The following is a 16,734-nucleotide window of genomic DNA, read 5'->3' as shown; positions in this document are numbered from 1 at the left end:
CTACCTCTGACTGCCGCCAATCTTTGCAACAGAGCCCCCGAGCCAGGTGCTTATTGGGGTCGAGCTCACGGACTTTCAGGGCAAGGTCAACGAAGAAGCGCTCGTCAGCACATGGAAGATAGGGCCTGATAAAGCGCGTATCTTCTATCGATTCCGTCCTAAGCCGAGCATTCGAGAACGACTGAATAACGAGGAGCTCAAGCCCGGCGATCTCACGGTTGAGGATTATTCCTGGGACCTACGGGGGGGCGGTGATCCCGCGTTGGACCTGGCGACAATCGAGTGGAACGACGAGGATGTAGGTGAACCGGTCAGGTTTGCCGACCTTCAATCCTACCTCGTGGTGTCGCTTGCGGCGCTGCGCGATGTTGAAGCCGATCTTCGAAATGCTCGCGTTTCCCCGCTCGTGCGGTTGATCGAAGCCTTCGATGTTCCTCCTGCTGAGCAGCAGGCGCTCATCAAGATACTCGATGATGCGAACAAGCAGATCGAGGCCGCGAAAACGATTTCCGATGTTGCGGAGGCCGTCGATAAATCCTTCAAGACGGTGTCCGGTCCCGCCTTCGAAATGGATGTCGGATTGGGGCTGGCCTCGGCCACATTTCAGTCGATTATCCGCAATCTCAAAGTGCTTCTGTCCGATGCGACGTTGATGAAATTCGAGCCCGCTCGCAACGGGCTCGGCATGAACAACATTTTGTACATCGCGATTCTCGTTGAATATCTTCAAAAGCGCATCGCACGTGCTTCTTCCGCTGGGCAGTTGCTCCTCATCGAAGAGCCCGAAGCACACCTGCATCCTCAACTTCAAATCGCGCTGCTCATCGCCCTGCGTCAGTTCGGTATCCAAGTGATCCTCACGACGCACAGTCCGCAAGTGACCTCACAAGCGCCTTTCAAGACGTTCGTTTCGCTTACACGCAGGGACGACTCCAAAGTGGCTGCTGCTGCGCTCGCCAAAAACGATGCGCTTTCGAAAGACGACATCGCCGATCTTGAGCGCTACCTCGATGCAACCAAGAGCAATCTTCTATTTGCACGCCGTGTCATGCTGGTAGAGGGCCCCGCAGAAATCTTCCTTATTCCCGCGATGGTGGAAGCGGTGAAGGGTATCTCGCTCGAGCGTTCCGGCATCTCAGTGATCGCTATCTACGGCGTTCATTTTGGCGTCTATGCGAAGCTCTTCCGCGCAGGCTCTCTCGAAAAGCGCTGCGCCATCGTAGCTGATGCCGATCTTGCCCCTTCGGATGCCGACGACAGCTTCGACATCGATGAAGATGCAGCGGATCTCGCTGCGCTTAGAGGGCTATACGTTGAGGTGTTCGCAGGCGCGACGACCTTCGAGCGCGAGCTCGTATCGGAAGATACCTTGCCGATGTTCATCGCAGCTCTCAAAGACCTCGGGGCAACGCGCACTGTGAAATCGCTAGAGGAAGCTTATGCCGAGCTCTCTAATGACATTTTTGGCGATGCAGACACTGATCAAATATTGGCGGACGCTGGCGGTATAGTCCTTGCCGCCGCAAAGCGTTTCGGGAAGGCTCGATTTGCGCAAGTCGCCGCCCGGCATGCCGACAAATGCAATGGTCTGCCAGACTACATCGACCAAGCGATCGATTGGCTAAGCCAATGATCAGCCTCACCGCGGAGCAGCGCGCCCCCGTTATCGAAGACGGAAACATCTATCTTTCCGCTTGCCCTGGTAGCGGAAAGACCCGCGTGATCACTGCCAAGCTTCTGCTGCTTGCGGAAGGGCAAGTGGGCTCGCCACGTTCTATCGCTTGCATCACTTACACAAATGCCGCCGTCGATGAGATCGAGGCCCGCCTCAAGCAAATGGGGAGCCGCTCGATTATCGATTGCACCGAAGTCAGCACGATTCACTCATTCTGTCTTCAATATATCTTGCGGCCATATCGGTGGCTGGCGAAGGATGTTCCGGCAAGGTTCAGGATACTAACGCGCGAGTCGCCTGACTTCGAGCGGTTGGTGACAGCCGTCGAAGATGAAATCGGGCGCACCATCGGCCGCACCACGTTCGACGACTATGCCTCAATATCCATGGGATTGGATGGTGAGCCGTACGGTCCGGGCATTGAGCGTGGCATCGTAACGGCCCCACTTGCCAAGCGGCTCTGGCAGTTCATGCTAGCGGGAGGCTTCATCGATTTCTCGATGATCCTTTACTACTCTTATCAGATTCTTCAGCAACACCCGTTCGTCGCGACCGGCGTGGCATCCAAGTTCAAGTGGTTTCTGGTCGACGAATTCCAGGACACAACGGCCGTACAGATCGAGATTTTTAAGGCGATCTTCACGCACAAGCAGAGCGGTTTCTTTCTTGTGGGAGATGAAAATCAATCGATCTATGGCTTTGCGGGGGCTAGGCCTGCATTGGCGCAGGATTTCGCCACTCACATCGAAGCCTCGCTCGACTACGCCCTCTCGGGGAATTTCCGCTCAGGTCCGAGGATCGTCGATGTTGCCGAGACGTTGATCGCGCGAACGCCAAGGATGACGAGCGTTGGTAAGGCAGCGGCATTCACCGAAGCGCCGATCTACGTGCATGTGAACGATCCCAAAGTCGCCATCACCGACTATTTTCTGCCCTGGGTTGAGGCCCAAAATATTCCGCTTGGCAAATGCGCAATTCTTGCGCCCTGGTGGACGCACCTTGTCCCTATCGCGCGACACCTCCGCGCCCTTGGCGTGCCGGTCTTTGGACCAGGTGCGCGGCCGTATCAGCGCAAGCGAACATTTGCAGCCATGGCTGAACAACTTGGTGCTTGTGTCGAGCAGGAACACCTTCTCGGTCTACCTGGCGTGGAGAAGGCGATCTTCGGCATCTTGCAAGAGGTGCTCGGGATCACGCGTTTCGATGTCTTCTCGTACGAGGGACGGCGGACGGCGCTGTCGCTGGTCTATGAAGCCAAGAAGATTGCAGACTGGAAGCCTGGCGGGCTTGCGTGGTTAAGGGCTTGCTCGGCCGAGAGCGCCGAGATTCTCGCGCGCGATGGCTGGCTGCCGGAGGCCGACAAGTGGCTGTTGCGTCAGTCGGTAAATGAGATGGAAGCAGACATGGTTAGACGCAATGTCGATGTCGCAAACCTTGAGATTGCCGATCTGGGTTTATTCGCTAATCCGGATCGAGCCATAAAACTCATCTCCTTGCACAATTCCAAGGGGCGTGAGTTTGACGCGGCAGCCTTAGTTTGCATGAATGAAGGAAGCGTCCCGCATTTCAGCGCCAGGACGCAGAGCGAATTCGATGAGGCGCGGCGCCTGATGTACGTCGGAATCTCGCGGGCTAAGAAGCTGCTGCTTATTGCCTCTCACCAAATGGACTACAGAGACCGGCCATCACGTTTCATAGCGGAGTGTGGCGTCGCACGTACGAACTAACGAGGTTGTCACAGGCGCTGTGGGCTAGAGAGCTACGGCGGAACCTGGGTGATGACGGTTTGAGAAAGGCAGCGTATCGGGGCGGGTAGCCGGACGTGCCCACAAAGTGCGTTCCTCTGCGCTGTGATGGTCACCGTCGAGACACAGCGGCGAAGCGCGGGATTCGAACCAATCTAAAGGAGGGCTATAGCGTAGACATAGTTATCATCTTCGCCCGGTACGGCGCGCCATTTTCCCCTTTGTTACCCTTTCTTACCGCGGCGATCCGTTGCCGCGCATCGCGAAGGAATGAAGCCCCGCTCATGGCAGGGGCGGGGCTTGGGTTCGGCTGCGAAGGTTATCCCGCAGCCTTCGGGTGACTGAACCGGGCACCGGCCCATGCGGCCTCATGTGGGAACGGCCGCGGCAGAGCGGAATGGCGGGATCATCCGTGACGCGGCGTCAACGACGGATTTTCGCACTGGCTTTCGGAGCATGGAAAACCCGGCACTCGCGGGTGCGAATGCCGGGTGCGTAAAGATTCAGAAAAGGCTCAGGCCAGTTCCAGATTCAGGCTTTTCTCGAAGGCGCTGCGATAAAGCTGCGACAATTCGGCCAGCGGTGCGGCATCGCCGCCAAAGGCCACCGCTTCGCCGCCAAACCGGCCCACGCGCGCCAGCGGCACGCCCGCCGCCTGGGCCGCCTCGACCAGTTGCGCGGCATTCTCCTCGGAGCAGGCCACCAGATAGCGCGCCTGGTCCTCGCCGAAAAGCTGGGCGATCTCGGCGCTGTCCAGCGTGACGCCCAGTCCCGCCGCCTCGGCCAGTTCGAAGGCGGCAAGCGCCAGCCCGCCATCCGACAGGTCGGTTGCGACTGAGACCAGCTTGCCATGCGCGCGCAGGAACTCGCCGTTGCGACGCTCGGCGGTCAGGTCGACATGCGGCGCATCGCCCGCCTCGATGCCGAAAGCCTCGGCGGCCAGCGCCGACTGGCCCAGATGGCCGCGGGTTTCGCCGATGACCAGCGCAAGATCGCCCTCGGCCGGCAGGCCGGCGATCAGATCGTCCAGATCGGCGATCAGCCCGACGCCGCCGATGGTGGGCGTGGGCAGGATGCCCTTGCCGTCGGTCTCGTTGTAAAGCGAGACGTTGCCCGAGACGATGGGGAAATCCAGCGCCGCGCAAGCCTCGCCGATGCCCTTGATGGCGCCGACCAGCTGGCCCATGATCTCGGGCTTTTCCGGGTTGCCGAAGTTCAGGTTGTCCGTGGTGGCCAGCGGCAGGGCGCCGCAGGCGGTCAGGTTGCGATAGGCCTCGGCCACCGCCTGCTTGCCGCCCTCATAGGGGTTCGCCTTGACGTAGCGGGGGGTCACGTCGCTGGTGAAGGCCAGTGCCTTTTGGGTGCCATGCACGCGCACCACGCCGGCGCCAAGGCCGGGACGGCGGACGGTGTCGGCGCCGACCTGGGTGTCGTATTGCTCCCAGACCCAGCCCTTATGGGCATGGTTCGGGCTGCCGATCAGCGATTTCAGCGCCGCGATGGGGGCGATGGCGGGCAGGGCGGGCATCTCGGCCGCAGCCGGCGTCGGGGTCCACGGGCGGTCGTATTCCGGCGCGCTGGAGCTGAGCTTGGACAGCGGCAGGTCGGCCTTGACCTCGTTGCCGTGGACGATCAGGAAACGGTCCTCGGCGATGGTCTCGCCGACGATGGCGAAGTCCAGATCCCATTTCTCGAAGATCGCCCGCGCCTCGGCCTCTTTTTCGGGCTTCAGCACCATGAGCATGCGTTCCTGCGACTCGGAAAGCATCATCTCATAGGCGGTCATGTTGGTTTCGCGCTGCGGCACGGCGTCCAGCACCAGCTTGATGCCCAAGCCACCCTTGTCGCCCATCTCGACCGCCGAGCAGGTCAGGCCGGCCGCACCCATGTCCTGGATCGAGATGACGGAATCCGTCTGCATCAGTTCCAGGCAGGCTTCCAGCAGGCATTTCTCGGTAAAAGGGTCGCCGACCTGCACGGTGGGGCGCTTTTCCTCGATGGTGTCGTCGAACTCGGCCGAGGCCATGGTGGCGCCGCCGACGCCGTCGCGGCCGGTCTTGGCACCCAGATAGACCACCGGCATGCCGACGCCCGAGGCGGCGGAATAGAAGATCTTGTCGCTGTCCGCGAGACCCGCCGCAAAGGCGTTCACCAGGCAGTTGCCGTCATAGCTGCGATGAAAGCGCACCTCGCCGCCCACGTTCGGCACGCCGAAGGCATTGCCATAGGCGCCGATCCCCTCGACCACGCCCTTGACCAGATGCGCGGTCTTGGGATGCTCGGGCCGGCCGAAGGACAGCGCATCCATGGCGGCGATGGGGCGGGCGCCCATGGTAAAGACATCGCGCAGGATGCCGCCGACGCCGGTCGCGGCGCCCTGGTGCGGCTCGATATAGCTGGGGTGGTTGTGGCTTTCCATCTTGAAGACCACGGCCTGGCCGTCGCCGATGTCGACGACGCCCGCATTCTCGCCCGGGCCGCAGATCACCTGCGGGCCCGTGGTCGGCAGGGTGCGCAGCCATTTCTTGGACGACTTGTAGGAGCAGTGCTCGTTCCACATGGCCGAAAAGATGCCGAGTTCGGTAAAGCTCGGCTCGCGCCCGATGATCTCGAGGATGCGCTGGTATTCGTCGGGCTTGAGCCCGTGCGCGGCGATCAGTTCCTCGGTGATCTGCGGTTCGTTCATGTCTGGCGCCCTTTTCCCCGGATTTGCGGCCTTTTAAGCGGCGGCGAAGGGTTAGGAAAGAGGCCGCGCGCGGCGGAGGGGAAAACCCGGGCCGCAATGGGTAAAAAAAAGCCGGGCACGAAGCCCGGCTCAAGTCCAACAGGGAGGTGAAGGTGATGAGAGTTTCCTCAAACCATCGCCTTCGAGACTGGAAATATGTGCAGTCGGCGAACGGTTCAAGGACCATTTCCGCGTTGCAGCACATGGCCGATATGCGTTGTGCGAATGCCTCGGGCAGAGGCCGGCGGCATCTGCCCGTTTGGCGCTCACTTCGCGGAGGGGTCGGTAACCTGTTCCTCGGTCTGCTGGCGGCGCAGCGACTGGATTTCCTCGAGCACGAAATCGCGGAATGCGGCAACGCGGCGCGAGGCGCGCAATTCCTCTGGGAAGGCCAGGAAGACCGGCACCTCGCCCGACTGAATATCGGGCAGGACGCGGGTCAGGCTGGGGAAATCCGCCGACAGGTAATCCGGCAGCACGCCGATCCCGACATGGTTCAGCACGCCTTGCAGCACGCCGAAATAGTTGTTCACCATCAGGGTCGAACTGATGTTGCGCCCCAGCAGCATCTGCGACAGCACGGCACCCGAACTGACCTGCGGTGTCTGCGGGTTCTGGCAGATCAGCCGGTGCGGCCCCAGATCCTCGAGCGTCTGCGGCATGCCGGCCTTGGCCAGATATTCCGGCGTTGCGTAAAGCCGCATGCGGATGTTGAGCAACCGGCGACGGATCAGGTCCTGCTGGTTCGGCTCTTTCATGCGGATGGCGACATCGGCCTCGCGCATGGGCAGGTCCAGCACGCGCTCTTCCAGCATCAGGTCGATCTTGAGGTCCGGATAGCGGTCGTAAAGCTTGGCCAGCCGCGGCACCAGCCACATGGTGCCGAAGCCGGTGGTCGTGGTGACCTTGAGCTCGCCGAAGACGCTTTCCTCGCTGTCGCGGATGCGGGCGGCGGTCGTGTCGAGCTTGCGGACCATGGACGAGGTTGCCTCGAACAGCAACTCGCCCTGCTCGGTCAGGATCAGCCCGCGGGCATGGCGGTGAAAAAGGGTGGTGCCCAGCGAATCCTCCAGCGCGCGGATCTGGCGGCTGACGGCGGACTGGGACAGGTGCAAAACATCGCCCGCGTGGGTCAGGCTGCCCGCGTCGGCGACGGCGTGAAATATTCTTAACTTATCCCAATCCATAACAGTGCTTTCTTGCGGCATCAGCCATGCAATCCGTGCAACCCTTATCACAGAAGGTTAGCGGAACAAGCCTGCAAAGCGCCACGAATTCCTTTATCCGTCAGTATGGCTTACCTACAACGCCCACCGAGCGGGCATCGGGTGAACGCAGGCTGAACAAGGGTGCAGGAATCCGACCTTGCGGGCCGATTCGGCAGGGCAGGGCATCACGCGGTTTTGAGCGGCGCGCAGGCGCGGCCGATGCCGTGACGAGCAGGCGCGGGATACGCTCGGGCACCGGACGCGGCCGTCACGCGACCTTCTGCCGCAAGCCGCACCGATCACGACCGCGCCGGAACGCGGCCATGCCCTGATCAGGCAGGAATCCCCGGGAAACCCGTCCCATGCGGGCCCGCGCCCCCTGTCGCTGCAACGCGTCCGATCCACGTCTGGCCAGGTGACATAAATCATGGCGTTCCGGTCCGGTGCATCCTAAAAAGACCTGTCGCGAGCAGGAGGCAAGTCATGGCGGTGGGCGTATTCGATTCGGGTCTGGGCGGACTGACGGTTCTGTCTGCGATCGCCGCGCGCATGCCCGACCTGCCCCTGGTCTATCTGGGCGACAATGCCCATACCCCCTACGGCGTGCGCGACGCCGACGACATCTTCGATCTGACCTGCGCCGGGGTCGAGCGGCTTTGGGCCGAGGGTTGCGATCTGGTGATCCTCGCCTGCAACACCGCCTCGGCCGCCGCGCTCAAGCGCATGCAGGAAACCTGGCTGCCCGCTGACAAGCGCGTTCTGGGGGTCTTCGTGCCGATGATCGAAGCGCTGACCGAACGGCGCTGGGGCGACAATTCGCCGCCGCGCGAGGTGGCGGTAAAGCATGTGGCGCTGTTCGCCACGCCCGCGACCGTCGCCAGCCGCGCCTTCCAGCGGGAACTGGCCTTTCGCGCCATCGGCGTCGATGTCGAGGCCCAGCCTTGCGGCGGCGTCGTCGATGCCATCGAGATGGGCGACGAGATCCTGGCCGAGGCGCTGGTGACATCCCATGTCGAGGCCCTGCTGCGCCGCATGCCGCATCCCGAAGCGGCGATCCTGGGCTGCACCCATTACCCGCTGGTGCAGGCCGCCTTCCAGAAGGCGCTGGGGTCGCAGGTCACGGTCTATTCCCAGCCCAACCTCGTGGCGGAAAGCCTTGAGGACTATCTTGGGCGCCATCCCGAAATGCTGGGCGCGGGCAATGTCTCGCGCTTCCTGACCACCGGCGATCCCGAGCGGGTCTCGGGCAAGGCCACTCAATTCCTCCGCCATCCGATCAGGTTCGAAAGCGCCTGAAGCAGGAAAGCTTGCATCATGAAGTCTTTGAAGAAAAAGCGCCGTATCCAGATCCTCGTCGCCGCTGCCGTGGCCCTTGTCCTGGCCGTCGGGCTGATCGGCTATGGATTTCGCGACGGCATCAACCTGTATCGCTCGCCCAGCCAGATGGCCGAGAACCCGCCCGAGGCCGGCGAGGTCTTTCGCCTTGGCGGGCTGGTCGAGGATGGCAGCCTGGTGCGCGGCGCCAGCGAGACGGTGACTTTTCGCGTGACCGACGGCGGCGCCACCGTCCCGGTGCGCTTTACCGGCGTGCTGCCCGACCTTTTCTCCGAGGGCCAGGGCATGATCGGCACCGGGCGGATGGAGGGCGAAACCTTCGTTGCCTCCGAGATCCTGGCCAAGCACGACGAGAATTACATGCCGCGCGAGGTCATGGATTCGCTCAAGGAGCAGGGCGTCTATCAGGAGCCGAATTCCTGACGCAACGCACGCCCGGTTAACGGCCGGTTAACCGGATTTCTCCAGCCTCGGTCCGCTTCAGGATTGGAGGCTGGAATGAAGACAGTGACGCAGATCGCGGCCGAGATCGTCGCGCGTGAGGGGGGCTACGTCAACGACCCCGACGACCCGGGCGGGGCAACGAATTACGGCGTGACGCTGGCGACCTTGCAGCGGCTGGGCATCGACAAGACCGGCGACGGGCGCGTCGATGTGGCGGATGTCAGGGCGCTGACCCGCGCCGACGCCGAGCGCATCTTCGTCGAGCATTACTTTCGCCGGCCGCGCCTGGCGGAACTGCCCGCCTCGGTGCAGGCCTCGGTCTTCGACATGTATGTCAACGCCGGCAGCAATGCGGTGAAGATCCTGCAACGGCTGGTGACGCGGATGGGCTTTGCCGCGGCCGACGACGGCCTGGTCGGGCCGCGCACCATCCTGGCGGCGCGGCAGGCCGACGCGGCGGCGCCGGGCTATTTCGCCGACGCCTACGGGATCGCACGGCGCAACTACTATTATTCGCTGGGCAATGCGCGGCCGGCCAGCCGCAAATACGCCCGCACGCAATCGGGGGGCAAGGGCGGCTGGATCCTGCGGGCCGAGGAGTTCATCTCGGCCAGATATCACCTCACGTTGGCCGAGCACCGGGCAAGGGTGGCGAAATGGGGCTGATGGACCGCTTTCTGGGTGCCGGCGCCGCCGTCACCACCGTCGCCCATGCCGCGACCGGCATGGCCGAGCTGTTCCGCGAGAACGCGACGCGGCGCATGGAACTGGACGAAGAGGCCCATGCCCGCACCGTCGCCCAGCTTTCCGGCGAGTTCGCCGCCCGGCCATGCGGCTGGTTCGACGGCATGATGAACGGGCTGAACCGCCTGCCGCGTCCGCTGATGACGTTGGGGACGGTGGGGCTGTTCGCCTATGCCATGGCCGACCCCGAGGGCTTCGGGTTGCGGATGCAGAACCTGGACCTCGTGCCCGAGCCGCTCTGGTGGCTGCTGGGCGCCATCATCAGCTTTTATTTCGGCGCGCGCGAGGCGCATTACTTTCGCCGCCGACCCATTCCACCCGGCCCCTCGCGGATCGCGGAAGCGGATCCCGGGCAAGCGGCACCCTTCGCGCCGATGACGGCAGAACCCTTCGAGGACAACGCCGCCTTGCGGGATTGGGCTGCGGCAAAGGCTGCGCGCTAGCAATGCTGTGACAATCTGGCAGGCGCGGGGGGCTGGCTTGCCGCCCGCGCCGCGGTTATCCTGCGGGGCAGCCACCCGGAGGGAGCCCATGATCGCTGAACTTGGCCATTTCGCACTGATCCTTGCCTTTGCCGTGGCCATCTTCCAGATGATCGTGCCGATGATTGGCGCCGGCAAGGGCTGGGGCGGCTGGATCGACTCCGCGCGCCCCGCCGCGCTGGCGCAATTCGGGCTGGTCGGCATTTCCTTCGTCGCGCTGACCATGGCCTTCGTGACCTCGGACTTCTCGGTCGCGCTGGTCTACCAGAACTCGCATACCGCCAAGCCGATGATCTACAAGATCAGCGGCGTCTGGGGCAACCACGAGGGCTCGATGCTGCTCTGGGTGCTGATCGTGGCGCTGTTCGGCGCGATGGCGGCGATATTCGACGCGAACCTGCCGCCCAAGCTGCGGGCGCGGGTTCTGGCGGTGCAGGGCTCGATCGGCGCGGCGTTCCTGGGCTTCATCCTGTTCACCTCGAACCCCTTCCTGCGCATGGCGAGCCCGCCTTTCGACGGGCGCGACCTGAACCCGCTCTTGCAGGACCCGGGCCTCGCCTTCCATCCGCCCTTCCTCTACCTCGGCTATGTCGGGCTCAGCATGGCCTTCAGCTTTGCCGTGGCCGCGCTGATCGAAGGGCGGGTCGACGCCGCCTGGGCGCGCTGGGTCAGGCCATGGACGCTGGCGGCCTGGGTCTTCCTGACCATCGGCATCGCGCTGGGTTCGTGGTGGGCCTATTACGAGCTAGGCTGGGGCGGCTTCTGGTTCTGGGATCCGGTGGAAAACGCCAGCTTCATGCCCTGGCTGATCGCCGCCGCGCTCCTGCATTCCGCCATCGTGGTGGAAAAGCGCGAGGTGCTGAAAAGCTGGACCATCCTGCTGGCGATCATGGCTTTCGGCTTTTCGCTGATCGGCACCTTCATCGTGCGCTCGGGGGTCATCACCTCGGTCCACAGCTTTGCCAGCGACCCCAAGCGCGGGGTGTTCATCCTGGCGATCCTGGCGTTCTTCGTCGGCGGCGCGCTGCTGCTTTACACCTTCCGCGCCGCCTCGATGCAGGCGCGAGGCGCCTTCACCCCGGTCTCGCGCGAGGGGGCGCTGGTGCTCAACAACATCCTGCTGGCGGTCTCGACCTTCGTGGTCTTCATCGGCACCGTCTGGCCCCTGGTGGCCGAGATGCTGTGGGACCGCAGGCTGTCGGTGGGCGCCCCCTTCTTCGAGCAGGCCTTCACGCCCTTCATGGTGGCGCTGGCGATCATCCTGCCCGTGGGCGCGATCCTGCCGTGGAAGCGCGGCAAGCTCAAACGCGCGCTGTATCCGCTGCGCGGCGCGCTGGTCTTTGCCGGGGCGGTGATGGCGCTGGTCTTTGCCGTCTCGACCGGCCATTCGGCGCTGGCGGTGATCGGCGCCGGGCTGGGTGCCTGGCTGGTTGCGGGCGCGGTCGTGGACCTGTGGCTGCGCACCGGCAACTCCGGCCTGTCCCGCCTGCGCCGGCTGCCGCGCGCCGATTGGGGCAAGGCCGTAGCCCATGCCGGGCTGGGCGTCACCTTCATCGGCATCAGCCTGCTGATGGCCTGGCAGGTCGAGGACATCCGCGTGGCCCGCATCGGCGAGACCTTCACCGTCGCCGGCTACGACATCACCCTGGAAAGCGTGGAAGAGCGCCCCGGCCCGAACTACAACTCGATCACGGCCGCGATGACGGTGGATCGCAACGGGCAGCAGGTTGCGCTGCTGCATCCCGAAAAGCGGGTCTATCCGGTGCAATCCATGCCCACGACCGAGGCGGCGATCCAGAGCGGCCCGTTCCGCGACCTCTACCTGGTCATCGGCGACGAACAGCAGGGCGGCGGCTGGGCGGTGCGCGTCTATATCAAGCCCTTCGCCAGCTGGATCTGGCTGGGCTCGGCGCTGATGGCGCTTGGCGGCTTCATCAGCCTGTCGGACCGGCGCTATCGCGTCGCCGCCGGCGCCCGCCATGCCCGCACCGCACCCCAACCGGCGGAGTAGCCCATGCGCGCGCTGATCCTTTGCCTGTCGCTGCTGCTTGCGCTGCCCGCCTTCGCCGTCCAGCCCGACGAGGTGCTGTCCGATCCGGCGCTGGAGGCGCGGGCGCGCGAGATTTCCAAGACCCTGCGCTGCCCGGTCTGCCAGGGCGAAACCATCGACGAATCGAATGCCGCGATCAGCCGCGACCTGCGGCTCTACCTGCGCGAGCGCCTGGTTGCCGGCGACAGCGATACCGAGGCGGTGCAGGCCATCGCCGACCGTTTCGGCGAATATGTCCTGTTCGAGCCCCCGGCGCGCGGCGCGAACTGGCTGCTCTACCTGGCCGGGCCGGTCATGGCGTTGCTGGCGCTGCTGGTGGGCTGGCGCTTCGTCCGCTCGCGCAACCTGGCCGAAGAGGGGCCGGCCAAGCTCAGCGACGAGGAAAAGGCCAGGCTGGAAAGGATCCTGCGCGACTGACGCAGGGTCGGGGCTTTCCTGTCCCGCAGCACCCCGGCAGGATGGCCGAAAGCAGGGGAAGAGGCAGGGATGAGCTTTCAGACCATCGAATTCACGCATCGGGACGGCATCGCAAGGCTGGCTCTGAACCGGCCCGACGTGGTCAACGCGCTCAATCGCACCATGCGCGCCGAGATCGTCGCGGCACTGACGAACTTGCCGCAGGAGACGCGCTGCGTGGTGCTGACCGGCAACGGGCGCGGCTTTTGCTCGGGCCAGGATCTGACCGATGCCGGCGGCGGGTTCGACGTCGAGACCATCCTGCGCGAGGAATACGAGCCGATGCTGGCCGCCATCGCCGAGGCGCCGGTGCCGGTGATCGCCGCGGTGAACGGCATCGCGGCCGGGGCGGGGGCCAATCTGGCGCTGGCCGCCGATGTGGTCATCGCTACGGAAAGCGCCAGCTTCGTGCAGGCTTTCAGCCGGATCGGGCTGATCCCGGATGCGGGGGGGACGTTCATCGTGCCGCGTTCGGTCGGCGTGCCGCGTGCCATGGGGATGATGCTGTTCGCCGACCGCATCCCCGCGGCCCGGGCGGCGGAATGGGGGCTGATCTGGGAGGCGGTGCCGGACGCGGAGTTCGAGACCGTCGTGGCCGCGCGGGCCAAGGCCCTGGCCGAGGGGCCGACGGCGGCTTTCCTGGCGATCCGGCAGGCTTTGCGCGCCTCGGGCAACAACGACATGGCCGGGCAATTGCGGCTGGAGGCCCGGCTGCAAGGCGAGATGGCCCGGACCGAGGATTTCGCCGAAGGTGTCGCGGCCTTCCTGGAAAAGCGCGCGCCCCGGTTCAAGGGACGCTGATCCGGCGCGCCGTGATCGGCCGCGCCGCTCTGGCCTAGCCGATGCGCAGGAAGCGTGGGGTCGCCAGCCGGTTGTCGAAGAAAGGCACGGATTGCGGCAGCGCCAGCGGCCCGTCCCCGGCCGCCGCCAGCAGGCTTGCCACTTCGGCCAGCGCCACCTCGGTGATGAAGGGCAGGTCCAGCGCCCGAGCCTCGGTCAGCGGCACCCAATGCAGATGCGAAAGCTCGTCGCAGGCGGCGCTGAAATCGTTGCGGTCGCCATGCAGCCGCTCGGCATCCAGAAGCAGGAAACGCGCATCGAAACGGCGCGGCCGGCCGGGCGGGGTGATGGCGCGGAACATGTAGATCAGCGCCGAGGGATCGGGCGCCAACCCGGCGCCGGCGTAATGGTCCCAGCCCTCGGGCGCGGGGCCAGGGGGGCCGGTCAGCAGGCCGGTCTCCTCGGCCAGTTCGCGCAGGGCGGCGGCAGCCAGCGCCAGCGGCGTCACCTGCGAGTCGATGCGCGGTTCGGCCGCCAGCAGGGCCGCGCTGCGGGGCGGCAGGTCGCCGGCCAGCCGCGCTTGCGCATCGGCGGCATCCACCGCACCGCCGGGAAAGACGTATTTCGAGGGCATGAACACAGCCGAAGCGCCCCTTTGCCCCATCAGCACCGACGGCCCGTCATGGGCATTGCGGTCCAGCACGATGATGGTGGCGGCATCGCGGATCGGCTGCTCGGCGCCGCCGCGTCCCCCCGGGGTGGCTTCGATCGTCATGGTCACGACGCGGCGGCCTCGATCACGGCGGGTCCGGCACCGAAACCGTGCATGCGCCGCGCCCATTGGAAGCCGACCATACCGCCCTTGATCCGCGGCAAGAGCAGCAACGACAGCACCACCGCGCCAAGGCCGAAGCCGATCAGCATGGACATGGCCGACGGGCGATACATCATGAAGATGGCCAGCAAGAGCGGCGCGCCCAGATGCGAGACCAGCAAGATGGTCAGGTAGGCCGGACCGTCGTCGGCGCGCTGATGGTGCAGTTCCTCGCCGCAATGCGGGCAGGCCGGGCTGACCGAGAGATAGCCCTGGAACAGCCGCCCCTGGCCGCAGGACGGGCAGCGCCCAAGGGCACCTCGCAGCATGGCCGGCTTGAGCGGACGTTCGGGCAGCATCCCGTCTGAATAGGCATGGGGCATGAGCGCGTTCCTTTCCTGTTCCGCTTCTATCTAGGGCAAGCGGCCTGCAAAGAAAAGCGCGGCTTGGGTCCGGGGCGGCCGCGACAAAGGGACGCAGCGGCAATTCATGCCGCGATCACCGTCGAGGCCATGACGATTCGGTTGCGCCCCGAGGACTTGGCATTGAGCAGCGCGCGGTCGGCGCTGGCCAGCAGCGCCTCGGGGTCGACCGGCGGCAGGTGCGGGCCCCCGTGGCCCAGGGCCACCCCGACCGAAATGGTGACGCATAGCTCGGCAGCCGTGCAGCCCTGCGGCAGGGGGATGGGTGCGGCCATCACCGCATGGCGCAGGCCCTCGGCCACGCGGCGGGCGGCGCGGGCCGGGCAATCGGGCAGCACGGCCAGGAATTCCTCGCCGCCGATGCGGGCGAGCAGGGCGCCTTCGGGCAAGGTCGCGGCCAGCCGCGCGGCGATCCCGGCCAGCACGGCATCGCCGGCGGGATGGCCGTGGATGTCGTTCACCTGCTTGAAATGGTCCAGGTCCATCAACATGACCGCCAGGACGCCCTGCCGCTCCTGCGCCTCGGCAGCGAGCTCGGCAAGGCGCGGCAAGGCAAAGCGGCGATTGTGCAGCCCGGTCAGGGGGTCGGTCATCGCCCAGCGCATGTTGCGCTGCGTCTCGTGCCGGCGCCGGTCGGCCTCATGCTTGCGGGCAAGCTGGGCTTGCAGTCGCATCGCCGTCTCGGGAGCGGCATCCGGGCGGGCCAGAACCCAGGGCAGCACGTCCCCGGCACCGAGGTCCAGCGCCACCGGCATCATCTCGTCCCGCCCGGGGCGCAGGGCGATGACGACCGCCGCCTCGCGCGAGCGCGGGCGGGCGCGCAATTCGGAGAGCAGCCGCAACCCGTCGCCCGGCAGCTGGATATCGGCGGCGATCAGATAAAGATCCGCCACCCGGGCCGAGGCGGCCTCGGCCAGCGCATGCTCGGGCTCGCGCACCGAGATGGCGAAATCCACCCGGTCCTGCAAGGCATGCCGCCAGCCCAACGCGGTGGCCGGACGGTCGGCGACGAAGACCGCGTGGGGGCGGCTTTCTGCGGCAAAGCCTGCCGCCGCCTCGGCCATGCCGGGTGCCGGATGCTCAAGCCCGCCGGTTTCGTGCCGCATCAGCCCGCGGATGCGCGCAAGCAGCGTCAACTCGTCGCAGCGGGCGTCGATCAGCGCGGTCGCCCCCGCCCTCAGCGCCGAGACGCGATTCGCACCGCTGGCCTGGACCAGCACCGGCAGGTCGGCCGCGCAGGGCAGGGCGCGCATTGCGTTGCAAAGGGCAAGGCCGTCCATGTCGGGCAGGTTGGCACCGATCAGCACGATCTGCGGGTGGATCAGCCGCGCCAGGCGCAGCGCCTCGGCCCCCGAACTGGCGGTCGAGACCTCGTAGCAGGCCGAAGCCAGCCGCACCTTCATCGTGATGCGGTTCGTCGGCAAGCCGTCAACGACAAGAATGCGCCCAGCCATGATCACGCCTGCTTTACACCCGGAGCCCGGAGTCGCATCTTGCGCGGCAATGGTTAACAAATCCTTTCCGGCCGCGAAGAAAATCGCCCCGGCCTTCATAAGAGCGAGACGCGGATGACACCGAACGAGGCACGCGACATTGCCGATGCGGGCTTTGCCCATATCGCCGGGGATGCGGAACTGGTGGGGGCGATGCTGGCGCAATCGGGCAGCGACGTGACCGGCTTGCGCGCCATGGCGGGGCGGCCGGAATTCGCGGTCTTCGTGCTGGATTTCCTGCTGGAGCTCGACCAGCGCGTGCTGGATTTCGCGCAGGCCGCACAGATCGCACCGCAGCGGGTGCAGATGGCCCGCGCCGTTCTGGGTGGTGGGGGCGACCCCTGGTAGGGGGCCGCCCGGA

15 protein-coding genes are annotated in these 16,734 nt (G+C 65.3%); 10 read left to right on the top strand and 5 right to left on the bottom strand.

What is annotated here, in order from left to right:
* Window positions 1-46 precede the first annotated feature (46 nt).
* A complete protein-coding gene (locus tag QPR87_RS05105; protein ID WP_285048676.1) occupies window positions 47-1,633 on the top strand; it encodes an ATP-dependent nuclease in 1,587 nt (528 codons plus the stop codon).
* Window positions 1,630-3,402, top strand: coding sequence for an ATP-dependent helicase (locus QPR87_RS05100; protein WP_100650094.1), 1,773 nt, complete (start codon window positions 1,630-1,632; stop codon window positions 3,400-3,402). Before QPR87_RS05105 ends, QPR87_RS05100 begins: the two co-directional genes overlap by 4 nt.
* A 532-nt stretch (window positions 3,403-3,934) precedes the next feature.
* Here QPR87_RS05100 and purL read toward each other — a convergent pair.
* Together purL and QPR87_RS05090 are read right to left on the bottom strand one after the other, a co-directional pair.
* Entirely contained in the window at window positions 3,935-6,106 is a 2,172-nt protein-coding gene (gene purL / locus QPR87_RS05095; RefSeq protein ID WP_285048674.1) for a phosphoribosylformylglycinamidine synthase subunit PurL, read from the bottom strand.
* A 305-nt stretch (window positions 6,107-6,411) separates the two neighbouring features.
* Window positions 6,412-7,332 carry a LysR family transcriptional regulator gene (locus tag QPR87_RS05090; protein ID WP_041530436.1) on the bottom strand — a complete coding sequence of 307 codons (921 nt, stop codon included), beginning with the start codon at window positions 7,330-7,332 and terminating at the stop codon, window positions 6,412-6,414.
* A 504-nt stretch (window positions 7,333-7,836) separates the two neighbouring features.
* On the opposite strand from QPR87_RS05090, the gene QPR87_RS05085 reads away from it, so the two are divergent.
* From QPR87_RS05085 to QPR87_RS05055, 7 genes are all read left to right on the top strand, one after another.
* On the top strand, window positions 7,837-8,649 hold the full coding sequence (locus tag QPR87_RS05085) for a glutamate racemase (protein ID WP_285048672.1): 813 nt from the start codon (window positions 7,837-7,839) through the stop codon (window positions 8,647-8,649).
* 18 nt (window positions 8,650-8,667) lie between these two features.
* Complete coding sequence (gene ccmE / locus QPR87_RS05080) at window positions 8,668-9,111, top strand: cytochrome c maturation protein CcmE (protein ID WP_011750208.1); 444 nt, start codon at window positions 8,668-8,670, stop codon at window positions 9,109-9,111.
* 75 nt (window positions 9,112-9,186) lie between these two features.
* A complete protein-coding gene (locus tag QPR87_RS05075; RefSeq protein WP_285048669.1) occupies window positions 9,187-9,798 on the top strand; it encodes a holin-associated N-acetylmuramidase in 612 nt (203 codons plus the stop codon).
* Window positions 9,789-10,319, top strand: coding sequence for a holin family protein (locus tag QPR87_RS05070; protein WP_285048668.1), 531 nt, complete (start codon window positions 9,789-9,791; stop codon window positions 10,317-10,319). Before QPR87_RS05075 ends, QPR87_RS05070 begins: the two co-directional genes overlap by 10 nt.
* A gap of 88 nt (window positions 10,320-10,407) precedes the next feature.
* On the top strand, window positions 10,408-12,369 hold the full coding sequence (locus QPR87_RS05065) for a heme lyase CcmF/NrfE family subunit (protein WP_285048667.1): 1,962 nt from the start codon (window positions 10,408-10,410) through the stop codon (window positions 12,367-12,369).
* A gap of 3 nt (window positions 12,370-12,372) precedes the next feature.
* Window positions 12,373-12,825 carry a cytochrome c-type biogenesis protein gene (locus tag QPR87_RS05060; protein ID WP_011750212.1) on the top strand — a complete coding sequence of 151 codons (453 nt, stop codon included), beginning with the start codon at window positions 12,373-12,375 and terminating at the stop codon, window positions 12,823-12,825.
* A gap of 69 nt (window positions 12,826-12,894) precedes the next feature.
* A complete protein-coding gene (locus tag QPR87_RS05055) occupies window positions 12,895-13,665 on the top strand; it encodes an enoyl-CoA hydratase-related protein (RefSeq protein ID WP_285048665.1) in 771 nt (256 codons plus the stop codon).
* Between the two features lie 34 nt (window positions 13,666-13,699).
* Here QPR87_RS05055 and QPR87_RS05050 read toward each other — a convergent pair whose 3' ends face one another.
* The 3 genes from QPR87_RS05050 to QPR87_RS05040 form a co-directional block, all read right to left on the bottom strand.
* On the bottom strand, window positions 13,700-14,419 hold the full coding sequence (locus QPR87_RS05050; RefSeq protein WP_011750214.1) for an NUDIX hydrolase: 720 nt from the start codon (window positions 14,417-14,419) through the stop codon (window positions 13,700-13,702).
* Window positions 14,420-14,421: 2 nt separating this feature from the next.
* Window positions 14,422-14,841 (bottom strand): DUF983 domain-containing protein, encoded by a 420-nt coding sequence (locus tag QPR87_RS05045; RefSeq protein WP_011750215.1) that lies wholly within the window; start codon window positions 14,839-14,841, stop codon window positions 14,422-14,424.
* A gap of 104 nt (window positions 14,842-14,945) precedes the next feature.
* A complete protein-coding gene (locus QPR87_RS05040; RefSeq protein ID WP_285048664.1) occupies window positions 14,946-16,334 on the bottom strand; it encodes a diguanylate cyclase domain-containing protein in 1,389 nt (462 codons plus the stop codon).
* Between the two features lie 114 nt (window positions 16,335-16,448).
* Here QPR87_RS05040 and QPR87_RS05035 point away from each other — a divergent pair, with 114 nt between their 5' ends.
* A complete protein-coding gene (locus QPR87_RS05035; RefSeq protein WP_285048663.1) occupies window positions 16,449-16,721 on the top strand; it encodes a DUF3572 domain-containing protein in 273 nt (90 codons plus the stop codon).
* Window positions 16,722-16,734 lie beyond the last annotated feature (13 nt).

It is taken from the genome of Paracoccus sp. SSJ, assembly GCF_030234105.1.
In the GTDB taxonomy this organism is placed as follows: Bacteria; Pseudomonadota; Alphaproteobacteria; order Rhodobacterales; family Rhodobacteraceae; genus Paracoccus; species Paracoccus denitrificans.
This window is presented reverse-complemented; position numbering and strand designations above follow the sequence as displayed.